We start from the raw sequence: 15,513 nt of genomic DNA, 5'->3' as shown, positions 1-15,513 counted from the left end.
ACTAGATCAGAACCGGCATCACGCCCCGAACAGATACAGCACACCAAGTAGCAGGGCGGTGATCATCAACAATGTCCCGCCAAGCGATACCAGCTTCATCAGCGGATGAAGCCCGGCAAAGTCGCTTTGACCGGTTTCCGGCCCCTGCCCGTCTGACGAATGACCGTTTTCATGAAACCGGCGCAAGGCTTCTTCGCCGCTCATTGGCGGCATTTTGATACGGTCAAGAACCGTTCCCTCATCCGGGGTACGGTTCTTGCTTTTGCTGCCGTTATCTTGCGGCGTGCTGGCGTTATTGCCGGTCATGAAAGGTATCTGGTGCTTAACGTTGCGCGGTCAAGCCACGATCGCTCTCACCATCTTGCGGCTGGTATGTCGGCCACTGCCCGGCGGCAAGAAGATCAAGCGACGGTGCTTCCTGACCGAAGCGCGACCGATACATCCAAAGATTGGCCATCACCCGTTCGATAAACAGACGCGTCTCGCGCGACGGGATGCTTTCGATGAAATACAGCGGATCAACATTGTCCTTAAGCGCCTTTTGCCAGCGACCCAGATTGCCGATCCCGCCATTATAGGCCGCCATCAACTGCAAGAAGCCGTTATCAACGCCGTTCTGTTCAAGCAAATGATCAACATATTTCTGCCCGAGCGACAGGTTGATTTCCGGTTCATACAGTTCGGCGCGTTTGGCACCGCGATAGCGGGTATTGCCGATATAGCTTGCGGTGGCCGGCATCAACTGCATCAGACCGCGGGCACCAGCATGGCTGCGCGCATCGGTGTTAAACCCGGATTCCTGGCGCATGAATGCATAGATCAGCGCACGGTCAACCTCATAACCGCCTTCGGGCGACCATGGCGGCACCGGATAAAGGGCGTTCACAAACACGTCCCCGGTTTTCTGCGCGATATAACTGCCAAGACGCATGGTCAGCGACGCGAAATTCGCCGTATCGGTCAATGCCAGAACAGCACGGCGCAGGCCATCATCATCCTTGGCCGCGGCCTTGCGCAATTCGCGTTCGGCTTCATCACGTTGCCCCACCTGCAACAATGCCAGTGCACGACGACCATGCGGATCAAGCTTCAGCTTGTTGGCGCGGTTTTCATCAAGCTCAAGACTGTCCCAGTCAAACACGTCATCCCGACCAAGGGCACGCATGGCAAGCTGCCCATAGAAAGAGCGCGGATATTCCGCCGCACGGTTCAGCATCTTGTCGGCATCTTCAAAACGACCGGCCGCAAGATCAATACGTGCCGCCCAGAACGCACCGGCTGTGCGCGTCCAGCTTGATGCATATTTATTGGTGCTGAGTGCCGCAAAATGTTTGTGTGCGGTATCCATCTTGCCCAGACGCCATGCGGTAAGCCCCGCAGTCCAGTGAGCCTGTGGCAAATATTTGCCCGACCGTTTGGCCGCGTCACCCGCAAGTTTCAACGCCAGGTCAGGCTTGCCGAAATAATAATATCCCGATGCAATCGATGCGCGTGCCTGATCCTGCTCATAGGCATCAAACAGACGTTTTGCTTCCTGGCTTTCGAGAACCTGAAGCGCGCCGGTCGGCCATCCACTGCCAATCCGGTGGCGGATACGACTTTTAAGCGTCGATAGGCGGGAACGCTGTGGTGCTGACAGCTTCTTGGTCGATTTGTGGTAATAGGGCGAAATATCTTCGTAATCATACCCCGCACCCGAAACATAGCTTCCGACCGGCTTTTTCGGATAGCTGGCAGATCCGCGGCGCGTCAGGGCAAGCTTGTAAATGCGCGGGGCCTGCGGAAGATCGGCATAACTTGCCAGCCAATCCTTGAGTTCCTTGTAGCGGGAACGATATGCCGTCGGATGAAGATAACGTTGCGCCAGCACATGCCCCATCAGAACATCGTCAGACAGGCGCGAAATCAGGCGGTCTGCATCTTTCCAGCGACCTTGTTCCTGAACAGCAAAAATCTGTTCGTAAAGTTCGGCGTCACGATCGGACAGCGGCTTGGGAATAAGGATCGACAGCGCATCGTCAAGTTCCGGCCCGCCCAAAGCAGCCTGTTCCTGCGTGTCAGCAACAGCAGGTGACGGCGCAACCATGACCGTCGTCATGGTGCCAAACATAGCGATTAAGAGGCCCTGCCTTAGTGTGCGTTTCACACCCGGCAGGCTTGTTCTTATTGCTTCGATCAAAATCAATATCCCCAACGAGGCTTTGCTTTAAAGCCGCGTATTTATCCCGAAGCAGTTTGGTCTCGCAACCCGTTGCCTGCGGTGTTCCCCCCGGTGCAACGGCGCCTTTTATACCAGCAAACGCCCAAACCGCGAAATCATTTATCTGGAATCAATCACTTGGCGTGACGGATTTCAGACACCCGAACGGGTGCATAGCACCCATGCGTACGCCAAATTTATCGCCATTTCCTTAAAGCTTTTGCGCAATCGCGCGCAAATCACGCCATGCAAGGCGCTTTTGTTCGGGCGTACGCAGCAAATATGCCGGGTGGAACATTGCCGTCAGATCGGCCTTTGCCCCATCGCCAAACACCAGCTCTTTCCATGTTCCGCGCAACCGTGTGATGCCGCGATCCTCTTCCATCAGGGTCTTGGCCGAACTGCCCCCCAGACAGACCACAACCCTGGGGCCGATCAGTTCAAGATGACGACGTACAAACGGCTCACATACCGCGACCTCGGCTGTGGTCGGCTGACGGTTGCCCGGCGGACGCCAGGGCAGAATATTGGTGATATAGACTTCCTCACGCGCAAGTCCGATCGACCGCAACATGGCATCAAGCAACTTTCCGCTTGGCCCGACGAATGGAAGACCCTGCCGGTCCTCCTCCGCCCCTGGCGCCTCGCCGACCAGAACCAGCTTGGCTTCAATATTTCCGGTTCCGAAGACCGTATTACTTGCTGATTTCTTAAGCGCGCAGCCTTCGAACTTTTCAATCGCGGCCTTCAATTCGTCCAGATTGCTTGCCGCAGCAGCCGCATCACGGGCGGACTGACGGGCTTCGTGCGGTGTATCTGACAGCAAAAACCCGCCATCCGCCCCCGAGGGCACTGGTGCGGGACCGGCACCGGCCAATGCAGCAGGACGGGCTACCTGTGCCGGACCACGGCGCGCGCCGGTCGGGGATTGCGGCGCAAACCCCGGACGATTGGCAGCATTGCGTGTCAGGCTTTCCGATGCCTTGAAACGATCAAGCGGCTCGTCTGCGATTGCTTCGTCCACGCCCATTTCATATTGCCAGACCAGGGCCTGAAACGGATCGAGATTATTTACATCAAAATCTGTAATTGGATTGCTCATCTACACAAAGGCGGTGTATGTTGCGGCGCACGCGTGATTGGTGCGATGGATTTTGACCGACTTTAACGATTTTGGTCCATATGTACCATATACAAACGCGCGTCAAATCGGTATAGCTATACCGATTAAGCGACAAATGTGAGAAATCAGGGCTTGGGCGAGACCCTGATCGGTGAATACCGGTCTGCAACCAAACGGACGAAAACAGTTCGAAAAAGGTGGCAGCCAAAGGAGAGAGGCCATATGGAACGCGAATCCATGGAATTTGACGTGGTTGTCGTCGGGGCTGGTGTATCCGGTCTGTCGGCTGCCATCAAACTGATGCAACTCGCCCAGGAACACGAAAAAGAAATCACCGTTTGTGTGGTTGAAAAGGGTTCCGAAGTCGGCGCGCACACCCTGTCGGGTGCTGTGATGGAGCCCCGCTCCATGAATGAACTTTTCCCGGACTGGAAAGAGCGCGGCGCACCGCTGAATGTTCCGGCTGGCGAAGACCAGTTCCTGATGCTGAGCGAAACCGGCGCGAAAAAGCTGCCAACCCCGCCGCAGATGCATAACAAGGGCAACTACATTGTCAGCCTTGGCAATGTGTGCCGCTGGCTTGGCGAACAGGCCGAGGCCCTTGGCGTTGAAGTGTATCCGGGTTTTGCCGCCGCCGAAGTTCTGTTTAACGAAGACGGTTCGGTCAAGGGCATTGCCACTGGCGATATGGGCTTGCAGCGTGATGGCACGCCGGGCCCGAACCATGAACCGGGCATGGAACTTCATGCGAAATATACCTTCTTTGCCGAAGGTTGCCGTGGATCGCTTTCCGAACAGCTGATCAAGAAATTTGATTTGCGCAAGAATTCCGATCCGCAGACCTATGGCATCGGCATCAAGGAACTTTGGGAAGTTGACCCGGAAGTCCATAAGGAAGGCCTGATCCAGCACACCGTTGGCTGGCCGCTGGACAAGAAAACCTATGGCGGGTCCTTCCTGTATCATCTCGATAACAATCAGGTGGTTGTCGGCTTTGTCATCGGCCTTGATTACGAGAACCCGCATTTAAGCCCGTTTGACGAGTTCCAGCGTTTCAAGACCCATCCGGAAATCCGCAAGATTTTCGAAAAGGGCCGCCGCATTTCCTATGGTGCGCGTGCCCTGAACGAAGGCGGGTTCCAGTCGATCCCTGATCTTGTTTTCCCGGGTGGTTGCCTGATTGGCTGTTCGGCCGGTTTCATGAATGTGCCCAAGATCAAAGGGTCGCACACCGCAATGAAGACCGGGATGCTGGCCGCCGAGGCCGCGTTTGAGGCCCTGAGTGCTGATGAAGTTCCGGCACAGATGGACAGCTATCCGTCGCGTTTGGAAAACAGCTGGGTCTATCCGGAACTGCACAAGGTCCGCAACATCCGTCCGAGCTTTGCCAAATGGGGCTTCTGGGGCGGCATGGCCTATAGTGCGGTCGATACGTACCTGTTTGGTGGCAAGGCACCCTGGACCTTCAAGAACCATGAAGACCATTCCTGCCTGAAACCGGCAAGCGAAATGCCCAAGATCGACTATCCGAAACCGGATGGCAAAATCAGCTTTGACAAGCTGTCATCGGTGTTCCTGTCAAACACCAACCACAGCGAAGACCAACCCATTCACCTGACGCTGAAAGATGACAGCGTACCGGTCAATACCAACCTTGCGGTCTATGACGGACCGGAAGCACGGTTCTGCCCGGCTGGTGTTTATGAATTCGTCGAAGACGAAGACAAGGGTGGCAAACGGTTGCAGATCAATGCGCAGAACTGCGTTCATTGCAAAACCTGCGACATCAAGGACCCGACCCAGAACATCGTCTGGGTGGTGCCCGAAGGTGGCGGTGGGCCGAACTATCCCAACATGTAAGCTGCTTGAAGCTTATCCTCATACAAAAGGGCCGCGTGATGCGGCCCTTTTTCATAATAGTCTGATGATTGCGGTTTATTCCGGGGCATAGCCAAAAGCGGCCGGCGGATTTGCCGCTGTTTCGGTCCAGACACTTTTGGGCTGCATATATTCCATCAAGCCTTCCTTGCCGCTGGACCGGCCATAGCCGCTGGCACCGAAACCGCCAAATGGCGACATGACATTGATCGTCTTGTAGCTGTTGATCCAGAACGTTCCGGCCCGGACATTGGCCGCAACCCGATGGGCCCGGTCAACCGACCGGGTCCAGACCGCACCGGCCAGACCGAACTTGCTGTCATTGGCGATCGCCACGGCCTCGGCTTCGTCATCAAACGGGATCACCGACAGAACCGGACCAAAGATTTCTTCGCGTGCGATATTCATATCGTTGCGGACATTGCCCAACACGGTCGGACGCAGAAAATAACCATCCTGATAGGCATCCCCGTCCGGGCGTTCGCCACCAGCGAGCAACTGCGCACCTTCGGCCTGACCACTTGCGACCAGTCGACGTACCGTCTGATACTGGACATCATTGTTGATCGGTCCGATCTGGGTTGCGACATCCATCGGATCACCAACAGGGATCTGGTTCGCACCGGCAACCAGCATATCAAGAAAACGATCAACCACGGTGCGCTGAACCAGCAAGCGCGAACCTGCCACACAGCTTTGCCCCGCACCGCTAAAAATCGCGGCCTGTGCGCCAATCACGGCACGTTTCAGATCGGCATCGCCAAACACGATATTGGCCGACTTGCCACCAAGTTCGAGAACGCAGGGCACAACATTCTGTGCGGCCTGCCCCGCAATGATGGCCCCGGTCCGCGGCGATCCGACAAAGACCACCTTGCGGGTGGCATCATGGGTGGTTGCCGCAACACCGGTGGTCGCACCAAGCCCGGTCAGAACCGTGATCACACCATCGGGCAGTCCGGCCTTTTTGGACAGAACACCAAGTGCAAGCGAGGTAAGCGGCGTCATTTCCGACGGTTTAAGAACCGCTGCATTGCCCGTGCAAAGCGCCGGGGCAAGCTGCCAGCCCGCAGTAAAGATCGGCGCGTTCCAGGGCGTGATTTGCGTAACCACGCCATATGGTTCCGGGCGGGTATAATTCAAATGGCTGGTCGGAACCGGAATAACATCTCCATGAAGCTTGTCAGCCCAGCCGGCATAATATTCAAACATCTCGGCGACTTTAAGGACCTCGACCCGGGTATCGCGGATCGGCTTGCCCGCCGAAACAGTTTCAAGCAATGCGAGGTCTTCGAGCTGATCGCGGACCAGCTGTCCGATGCGCCACATGATACGACCGCGTTCTGCCCCGGTCATTCCCCACCAGACTTTCTGCCCGGCAACGGCGGCATCCATCGCGGCATTCACGACATCAGTCCCCGCATCCTTAAGCGCAAGAAACGCCTTGCCGGTTGCCGGGTCGATCAGTTCGAACATGTCGCCTGTGCCGGACATCATCGCACCATTGACCCAGCTTCCGATTTCAGTCGTGCCGAAAAACGGGTTCATTGCCTTGTGATAGTCGCGGGCAATCAGATTGGTTTCACCGGTCATGATTTGACTCCTGCATGGGTGGGATCGCATTCGGTGATGCGGTTGAAATCGGCACCGTCTGCCAACAGCTCGGAACTGGCTGCCCAAATCTGCCCGGCCAGTTCACAAACCGGCAGTGCAACGTCCTTGTCCCGGGCCAAGGCCATGGCAAGACGGACGTCCTTGCGCATCAAGCCCATGGTAAAGCCGCTGTCAAAGGCCCCGTTCATCACCCATTTCGGATAATTGACTTCGCTGATGGCGCTGCGCCCGGATCCGGCATTCAGGGCTGCAATCAGGTTTTCCGTTGTCACACCTGCTGCATTGCCGAGCCTTACGGCCTCGCTCATGGTCAAAAGATGGGATGCGACAAGCATGTTATTGACGATCTTGACCGCATGTCCGGCACCAACCGGTCCGACATGGGTGATCTTGCCACCCAGCGATTCCAGAATCGGCATGGCGCGCGCAACATCGGCATCATCGCCACCAACCATCATGGTCAGTTGACCACTATCGGCACCCGCCGGACCGCCACTGACCGGGGCATCGATCAGGATATGCCCCAACCCGCGCAAGACCCCGTCGATTTCACGGGTCACATCGGGCTCGGACGTTGTGGTGTCAATCACCAGTCGCCCGTCGATATCACAGGATGTCAGGCCGGCGTCACCGGTCAGCACCATGCGAACATGATTTGCCGTTGGCAAAGACAGGATGACGGTTTTGCAGGCTGCATACAGTTCACCGATACTGGCAACAATGGTCGCCCCGGCAAGTGCGGCTTCCGCCTGGCGTTCCGCAGACAGATCAAACCCGATGACGGGAAAACCGTCGCGCAGCAGGGTCCGGGCCATGCCAAGCCCCATATTGCCAAGCCCGATGACACCGATGGTGCCGGTTTCTGGATTACTCACGAAAAATGCCTCTTTGGTTTCAGACAGCCGGGCTCAGCCGGTTAAGACCCAGGTCTTCCCGCCACAACACCGATGCGGTCCGATGTGATTTTTTGATTTTGCCCGTCGACTTTCCGGTGGATACCCGACGAACTCAAGATCAATTGGCGGAACATATTGTTGCCGAAACAGCAACACATATGCTCTGATTAGGTGATCACCATCACGCCAGCAGGCTGGCCAACCACTTTTGCGCAGTATTCATCATGAAGATCGACGACAAGCCGCTTCGTTATTTCCTGGCCGTTTTTGAAGCCGGATCGATCCGAACCGCCGCAGAAAATCTGCGTATTGCGCCATCGGCCATCAGCCGCCAGATCGCGGCCCTTGAAGCCCATCTCGAAACGCTTTTGATGGAACGCACCAAACGCGGCATCATCTTTACCGAAGCCGGCCACATGGTCGCAGCCCACGCCCGGCGCCGGTTTGAGATGGATGAAGCCTTTTCGGTTGAACTGGCAGCGGCACGAGGGGCGATTGCCGGTACTGTGCGTATTGCCACGGGCGAAGGGTTTGTTGTCGATCTGGTCAATCATGTTGTGCGCCCGTTGCGGGACGAGTTCCCCGATATCCGCCTTGAAATCGATGTCGCCGGAACGGAAAAAATCACCCATGGAATCCTGCGTGACGACTACGATATGGGGCTTGTCTTCAACCCGCCCGGAACGCCCGAGCTTGAACTTCTGGCAGAAGACCACGCACCGCTTTGCGCACTTGTGCCGCCGGGGTTCGAGTTGGCCAACAAGGAAAGCTGCACGCTGTCAGATACGCTGAATTATCCCAGCGCGCTCCTTAATCCGCATTTTGGTGTGGCCAAACTTCTGGCCAATGTCGATCAGGGAAACCGGGTTGCCCAGGACGCGTTTCTGGTCGCCGATTCGATCAATGTTGCGGTGCATTTCGTGCTGTCGGGTGGCGGGATCACGTTTCTTCCGGCCTTTGCGGTATCGCGCCAATTGCGCCGCGGCGAGGTGGTCGCAGTCCCGATGACAGACCCGTTTCTGGCGCGCGTGCCATCACATCTTCTGGTGCGCAAGGGACGCCCGAAAACTGCCGCTGTAAGGGCCGTTACCGGCATGATCCGCGACCGGATGGAAGCATTCGGATCGGCCTGGTATCCCGAAGAACATGTCTGAGCCCGACATACCTGTTGCCATTTCGGCAACAGAAGCATCCCAAAATGGCACTTGCCCAGCCCCCGCCTAGTTTTCATTGTCAGACAAAATTCCGGGTTCAGAAAATGGCAAAAATGTGAAATCTGCCAATACCCGGATGCCGCAGGGATGATGCAACAGTCTGGCTTCTTTCGAACTCCGGGCGAAGTTGCGTCGAACACGCCACGTCAAGGAGACTTGAAAATGAACGCGCTTCGGGGACAGTTGGAGCTTTGGCGGCTTCATCTTGCCGTTATCGTACTCGGCGCCATCGCCGAACTGATCGGTATTCAGAAAATTTCGTTTGGCATCGGGGCAATTCTGTTGCTGCCGCTGCTGTATGCCTTTGTGATGTCAGCGGTGCTGAACCCGAATGTCGTACCGGCACTCGGCAAGTTCATCCGCCAGAAAGAAGTCAAAGCCGCATCGCCCCTGATCGTGATTGCGATCATGCCGTTCATTGCGAAGTTCGGCACCACCATCGGCCCGGCAATCGAAACCATCATCGAAGCCGGCCCGGCACTTCTGTTGCAGGAACTGGGCAACCTAGGCACCATCGTTCTGGCCTTCCCGCTTGCGGTTTGGGGCCTGAAAATGGGCCGCGAGGCAATCGGTGCGACATTCTCGATCGCGCGTGAACCCAACCTTGCGATTATTGCTGACCGCTATACCCTGAAAAGCCCGGAAGGTACCGGCGTCATGGGTGTTTATGTTATCGGCACCCTGTTTGGCACCTTTATTTTCGCCATTCTGGCGTCGCTTTTCGCCAGCAGCGATCTGTTTGATCCGCGTGCACTTGCAATGGCCTGCGGTATTGGCAGTGGTTCAATGATGGCGGCCTGCACCGGGGCACTGACCGAAGTCGTTCCGACAATGAAGGACGAAATCCTTGCACTGGCTGGTGCAAGCAACCTTCTGACCTATGCGACCGGGCTGTATGCCGGCCTGTTCATCGCACTTCCGATTGTTGAAAAACTTTATAACGCGACTGCGGGCAAGAACGATCTCGCCAACGCAAGCAAGAAGGAGGCCTGATCATGTCCGATAGCGCAATCGCAATGGAACGCACCCGTCCGAACATTGATCTTGCCGATCATGCTGTCACCCTGATCATTGTCTGCCTTGTCGGTCTGGTCATGAATACGGTTGGTCCGGCCATTCCGCTGGCGGATGGCTTTGTCGGCATGGTGGTGATTTACCTGATCACCATGGTCGGCTTGCTGCTGACCCGTTTTGCACCGTTCTATCTTCCGAGTGTTGCCTGGATTTCGCTGGTCGGGATCGTTGCGACCCTGCCCTGGACACCAGGTTCGGAATGGATCGTTGCACAGGCCAAATCGGTCAACTTCCTTGCACTCGCGACCCCGGCCCTTGCCTATGCCGGTTTTGCGATCGCCAAGAAGGAAATCGAGGTTGCCAAACATTCCGGCTGGAAGCTGGCACTGGTTGCATGCCTTGTGTTCCTTGGCACCTATGCCGGTTCTGTTCTGGTGGCCGAGTTGATCCTGCGCCTTCAGGGTGCCTGATCACCTTCGAACACACTTCTTATGACCATATAAACGGGGGCAGCTTTGTCCCCGTTTATCGCGGATCAGAATGTGCCGCCTGGCAATGTCTGAAACCCGCCCTTGATGACACGCTATAGAGTATGCAGATGACTGACTCCAATCGCTCCCCTCATCCTCGTGCCACCCAACTTGCTGATGAGTTCAAATCCTGGCGTCAACATCTGCATGCTCACCCCGAAACCGCATTTGAAGAAACGCTGACCAGCGCCTTCATCGCGGAAAAGCTGACATCCTTTGGCCTTGAAGTTTCAACCGGCATGGCAAAAACCGGTGTGATTGCAACATTGAAAGGCAACAAGGGTGACGGCAAACGGATTGGTTTGCGCGCCGACATGGACGCGCTTGATATTCATGAAATGACCAATCTGCCCTATGCATCCAAACATCCGGGCAAAATGCATGCCTGTGGTCATGACGGCCATATGGCGATGCTGTTGGGTGCCGCCAAAATCCTGTCCGAGGCCCCCGACTTTGCCGGAACCGTCGATTTCATTTTCCAGCCTGCCGAAGAAAACGAAGGCGGCGGACGTGAAATGGTCAATGAAGGTCTTTTCGACAGCCATCCGGTCGATGCAATTTTCGGCATGCATAACTGGCCCGGGCGCGATGTCGGCACCATGGCGATGAAAGCCGGGCCGATGATGGCAAGTTACGACGTTTTTGAAATCAACATCGATGGCAAGGGCTGCCATGCGGCCATGCCCCATCTGGGTCGCGATCCGATCACGGCGGCCGGTCAGGTCCTGCTTGCCCTTCAGACGATTACGGCACGCAACGTCAATCCGCTTGAAAGTGCCGTCATCTCGCCAACCCAGATTTCAGGCGGTGACACCTGGAACGTCATTCCCGATAGCGCAACCATTCGCGGGACCGTTCGGACATTCTCACCCGTGGTTCAGGATCTGGTGGAAGAACGGTTGAAGACCGTTGTAAATGCCACGGCCGAGGCATTCGGATGCAGCGCGCGTGTGATGTATCAGCGCCGTTATCCGGCAACCATCAACAGTGAAGCCGAAACCGCAATTGCCCAAGCCGCGGCCCACAGGACCGTTGGCGAAGACAAGGTCGATCCCAATCCGGAATCATCAATGGCCAGCGAGGATTTCGCCTTCATGCTCAATGCGAAACCCGGCAGCTATGTCTTGCTTGGCAACGGGCCGACCGACGGCAACTGTTTGTTGCATAACGCGGCCTATAATTTTAACGACGATGCCATCCCTTATGGCGTGACATACTGGATCACGCTGGTGGATGAATATCTCGGCTCAGCCTGACGCCGGCAAGCCGCGGGGCCGTATACAAGTTTTTTCTTGTGCAGCTTTCAATCTGCGCGTTCAATAGCCGCCCTTTTCATTAGCGGTTAGACGGACATGAAGATTGCAATCGTGACACTTGACGGTTTTAACGAGATCGACAGTTTTGTCGCCTTGTCCATTCTGAACCGTGCAAAGGCCGATGGCGTCAATGCCGCAATCACAGCCCCCGGTGACACGGTGACATCAATGAATGGTGTTTCCGTCACAGTGCAAAAGCCACTTTCCTTTATTCAGGAAGCAGATGCCGTGCTGATAGGAAGTGGAATCAATACCCGCGAACATATTGATGACGCTGCCCTGATCGGAGAATTGTCGCTTGATCCGTCGCGACAACTGATCGGGACGCAATGTTCAGGTGTGCTTTTCCTGTACCGGATGGGATTGTTGCCTGCAACCATCACCACGGATACCAAAACCCGGCCGCTTCTGGCGCGCACCGATACCGTGGTCGAAGACCGGCCACTGGTTGCACAGGGCAATATTGTCACCAGTGGCGGCTGCCTGTCATCTGGCTATCTTGCCGGATGGTTCCTTGCCAAGGCGCTTGGACTGGACAAGGCAATGGCGATCCTTGAAACAGTGGCCCCGGTTGGTCAGCGATCGCAATTTGGCAAACAGGCGCGCGAAATCATCGGCAAGCAGCTTGATATACCGGCCAAACGCCCGCTTTATTGCTAGGGTCCGGACCTGTTGCCCATAACGGTTTTTGCCAATTTTTCCGTGATTTTGACTTTGCATCGGCTTTGCACGTGATTACGTGTTGCAAATGCTTTGCCTTATAATTGCCGACTGAGTAGGCTAAACCCGAAATTCAACATGGTGTTGTTCAATACCTGACGGCACCGAACCCGAATTGCGGACGCAGGACAAGCCTTTGAAACGTCAACTGTTACACATCATCATCCCGATGACGGCACTTGCTCTTTCGGCCTGTAGCTCATTGCCACAGCATCCCGAACAGGCAGAATTCCAGTATCCGCAATCTGATGGTTTTTCGGGCAATTTCCTTGCCGGGAAAGCAGCCCAGCTTGAAAACCAGTCGAGCTATGCTGCGCAATATCTTTTGCGCGCGCATGAACTTGAACCTGCCAATGCAGAATTGCGTCGCCGGGCGTTTCTTGCCCTGATCAGTGATGGCCGGATTGCCGATGCCAGTTCGATCGCGACCGATCTGCAACGGGAAAATTCCGAAGACCTGTTTGCGGCACTGACTGTCATGGATGCCGCCATCCGCGATGACAGGTTGCAAGATGCAATTGATGTAGTATCGGAACTGCCGCAACGGGGCATCAATGCCCTTATCGCGCCGCTGGCCAAGGCATGGCTGTATGCTGGATTGAATGAAAAGTCCAAGGCGCTGTCGGCATTGAATGAAATTCAGGGCAATGGTGCGCTTAACCCGCTTTCGGAATATCATCGCGGCCTGATCCTGGCCTATTTCGATGATTTCGACGGGGCCGAACGCGCGCTTGCCAGTGCCTATGGTGATCCGGCGGATGCGCCGCTGCGCGCGGCCGAGGCCCTTGGCGCGGTATTCGAGCGCAAAGGTCAGGTCCAGAAGGCTGCCCTGCTTTATCAAAGCTATATGGATCGCCATCCGCAGTCACTTGCCATGCCGTTCCATCTTGAACGGCTTAAGCGCGGTGAACCGCCGCTTGCAACCATGTTGACGCCGGCCACCGGTCTGGCGGAGGCCTATCTTGATATTGCGACCCTTCTTAGTCAGGAAAATGCCGTTGATCCGGCGTTGCTGATGGCCAGATATTCGCTGTCATTGCGCCCCTATGACGACATTACCCGACTGCTTGTCGGCGAAGTGATGGAAATCCAGGGACGCTATGATGCGGCAATCACGATCTATGGCGCGATCCCGCATAGCTCGCCGCACAGCTGGAATGCACGCCTTCGCACGGCATCCAGTCTTGAGCAGATCGGTCAGGCCGAACGCGCGATCAATATCCTCGAAGACATGGTTTCCGAACGCAAAGACAGACCTGATGCGCTGATCCAGCTTGGTGACATCCTGCGCATTCAGGGGGAATACGCCAAGGCGGCTGATGCCTATAACAAGGCGATTGAACGTCTTGGCGGTGATACCGTTGTCGGATGGCGTTTGCTGTATCGTCGCGGCATTGCCCATGAACGGGCCGGTGACTGGAAAAAGGCCGAAGCAGACTTCCTGCTTGCTCTCGAAATTGAACCCGAACAGCCCTATGTCCTGAACTATCTTGGATATAGCTGGGTTGATATGGGAATGAATTTCGACAAGGCCGAAGACATGCTCAAACGCGCCGTCGAATTGCAACCGGAAGACGGCTATATCGTCGACAGTCTCGGCTGGGTCTATTACAAGCTTGGCCGGTTCGAAGACGCGGTTATCCAGCTTGAAAAGGCTGTGGAGCTTAAACCTGATGATCCGACCATCAATGATCATCTTGGCGATGCCTATTGGCAGATCGGGCGGTATCACGAAGCCCGCTTCCAGTGGCACCGCGCGCTTTCATTCAATCCGACAGAAGAACTTCGCGCCACCGTCGAAGCCAAAATCAATGGCCAGGTGCCAAGCGTTGCCCCAATTGTCGTGAACTAATCAGTTCGGGAAGAAACATCCATGTCTGCGACCTATAGCGAACAGGCTCCAGCAAAGATCAATCTGTTCCTTCATGTCACCGGCAAACGCGATGATGGCTATCATCTGCTTGAAAGCCTTGTCTGCTTTACCGCGACCGGCGATGTACTTAGCGGGGAATGCCGTGACGATGGTGCCATCAACCTGACCATTACCGGTCCGATGTCGGCAAGCTTGGCACTTGAAGATACCGACAACAATCTGGTGGTTCGGGCCGCGCGCATGCTTCAGGCAGAAAGCGGTACCGAACTTGGCGCGGATCTTGTCCTTGATAAGCGTCTTCCTGTTGCATCGGGGATTGGTGGCGGTTCGGCCGATGCGGCAAGTGCCATCCGGCTTTTATGCGACATGTGGCAGCTCGATATCGATCAGGACCGATTGGCCGAAATTGCCCTGGCGCTTGGTGCCGATGTTCCGGTTTGCCTTCATGGCAAGACGTGTCTGATGTCGGGTATCGGCGAAGCACTTACCGATCTGCCCGATTTGCCGCCCATCCCGATCTTGCTGGTCAATCCCGGCAAGGCGGTGTCGACACCGGAAATTTTCCGGGCCCGCGAAGATGAAGGTTTTTCTGTTTCCGGGCTTTGGGATGTCAGCCGCGTCTTCACAAGCGGCGCATCGCTTGCCGATGCGCTGTCGGAATGCGGCAATGACCTGACACTTGCCGCAACCAGCATCCTGCCCGAGATTTGCGACGTGCTGAATGCTCTGGCACGTGAAGAAGGCTGTCTTCTTGCACGGATGTCAGGCAGCGGGGCGACCTGTTTCGGGATTTACGACACCGACGAACAGGCCGAAAAAGCCGCGCGGGCCATCGCAGAACAGCATCCTGACTGGTGGGTTTCGCCCACCCGGATCGTGTGTCAGGAAGCGCGCGTTCTGTCAAATATCGGCGCATCTTTTCCCGACTGAGGCCCGGATAAAAAAACCTTCAAATAGAGGGTTGCACTCTTGTCGCGGGGACGCTATTTTCCGCGCCACACACGCTGATGGGGCGTGGCCAAGTGGTAAGGCATCGGTTTTTGGTATCGTGTACCGTAGGTTCGAATCCTACCGCCCCAGCCAAGACAAACCGCTTTGAGGTTTTCCTCAAAGCGGTTTTCTATTTTTGTCTTTC

Annotated in this window: 13 protein-coding genes and 1 tRNA gene; 9 read left to right on the top strand and 5 right to left on the bottom strand. The window is 55.9% G+C overall.

All coding sequences use genetic code 11. The features are described from left to right. Positions 1–18 precede the first annotated feature (18 nt). The 3 genes from CU041_RS01220 to CU041_RS01210 form a co-directional block, all read right to left on the bottom strand. The gene (locus CU041_RS01220; RefSeq protein WP_101245440.1) at positions 19–306 is read right to left on the bottom strand and encodes a hypothetical protein; all 288 of its coding nucleotides are present in this window, start codon (positions 304–306) and stop codon (positions 19–21) included. A 16-nt stretch (positions 307–322) separates the two neighbouring features. Further along, positions 323–2,110 (bottom strand): lytic transglycosylase domain-containing protein, encoded by a 1,788-nt coding sequence (locus tag CU041_RS01215; protein WP_233432968.1) that lies wholly within the window; start codon positions 2,108–2,110, stop codon positions 323–325. A gap of 301 nt (positions 2,111–2,411) precedes the next feature. Then, complete coding sequence (locus CU041_RS01210) at positions 2,412–3,302, bottom strand: uracil-DNA glycosylase (protein ID WP_101245439.1); 891 nt, start codon at positions 3,300–3,302, stop codon at positions 2,412–2,414. Between the two features lie 243 nt (positions 3,303–3,545). On the opposite strand from CU041_RS01210, the gene CU041_RS01205 reads away from it, so the two are divergent. Beyond that, positions 3,546–5,183 carry an electron transfer flavoprotein-ubiquinone oxidoreductase gene (locus CU041_RS01205; RefSeq protein WP_101245438.1) on the top strand — a complete coding sequence of 546 codons (1,638 nt, stop codon included), beginning with the start codon at positions 3,546–3,548 and terminating at the stop codon, positions 5,181–5,183. A gap of 75 nt (positions 5,184–5,258) precedes the next feature. Here CU041_RS01205 and CU041_RS01200 read toward each other — a convergent pair whose 3' ends face one another. Both CU041_RS01200 and CU041_RS01195 read right to left on the bottom strand, forming a co-directional pair. Continuing rightward, a complete protein-coding gene (locus tag CU041_RS01200) occupies positions 5,259–6,794 on the bottom strand; it encodes an aldehyde dehydrogenase family protein (protein WP_101245437.1) in 1,536 nt (511 codons plus the stop codon). Then, positions 6,791–7,690, bottom strand: a complete 900-nt coding sequence (locus CU041_RS01195) for an NAD(P)-dependent oxidoreductase (protein WP_233432967.1) — start codon at positions 7,688–7,690, stop codon at positions 6,791–6,793. Before CU041_RS01195 ends, CU041_RS01200 begins: the two co-directional genes overlap by 4 nt. 245 nt (positions 7,691–7,935) lie before the next feature. On the opposite strand from CU041_RS01195, the gene CU041_RS01190 reads away from it, so the two are divergent. The 8 genes from CU041_RS01190 to CU041_RS01155 all read left to right on the top strand — a co-directional run bounded on the left by CU041_RS01190 (position 7,936) and on the right by CU041_RS01155 (position 15,461). Continuing rightward, positions 7,936–8,865, top strand: coding sequence for a LysR family transcriptional regulator (locus CU041_RS01190; RefSeq protein ID WP_101245436.1), 930 nt, complete (start codon positions 7,936–7,938; stop codon positions 8,863–8,865). Between the two features lie 222 nt (positions 8,866–9,087). Next, positions 9,088–9,918, top strand: a complete 831-nt coding sequence (locus CU041_RS01185; protein ID WP_101245435.1) for a DUF3100 domain-containing protein — start codon at positions 9,088–9,090, stop codon at positions 9,916–9,918. A 2-nt stretch (positions 9,919–9,920) separates the two neighbouring features. Then, entirely contained in the window at positions 9,921–10,409 is a 489-nt protein-coding gene (locus CU041_RS01180) for a hypothetical protein (RefSeq protein ID WP_101245434.1), read from the top strand. A 128-nt stretch (positions 10,410–10,537) separates the two neighbouring features. Continuing rightward, positions 10,538–11,725, top strand: coding sequence for a M20 aminoacylase family protein (locus CU041_RS01175; RefSeq protein WP_101245876.1), 1,188 nt, complete (start codon positions 10,538–10,540; stop codon positions 11,723–11,725). Between the two features lie 96 nt (positions 11,726–11,821). Beyond that, entirely contained in the window at positions 11,822–12,445 is a 624-nt protein-coding gene (locus CU041_RS01170) for a DJ-1/PfpI family protein (protein WP_101245433.1), read from the top strand. Between the two features lie 196 nt (positions 12,446–12,641). Continuing rightward, entirely contained in the window at positions 12,642–14,357 is a 1,716-nt protein-coding gene (locus CU041_RS01165) for a tetratricopeptide repeat protein (RefSeq protein ID WP_101245432.1), read from the top strand. Between the two features lie 21 nt (positions 14,358–14,378). Continuing rightward, on the top strand, positions 14,379–15,308 hold the full coding sequence (locus tag CU041_RS01160; protein ID WP_101245431.1) for a 4-(cytidine 5'-diphospho)-2-C-methyl-D-erythritol kinase: 930 nt from the start codon (positions 14,379–14,381) through the stop codon (positions 15,306–15,308). Between the two features lie 78 nt (positions 15,309–15,386). Continuing rightward, positions 15,387–15,461, top strand: a tRNA-Gln gene (locus tag CU041_RS01155). The last annotated feature ends 52 nt before the right edge of the window (positions 15,462–15,513 follow it).

Origin of the sequence: Thalassospira povalilytica (genome assembly GCF_002844235.1) — a bacterium.
GTDB lineage: Bacteria > Pseudomonadota > Alphaproteobacteria > Rhodospirillales > Thalassospiraceae > Thalassospira > Thalassospira povalilytica.
This window is presented reverse-complemented; position numbering and strand designations above follow the sequence as displayed.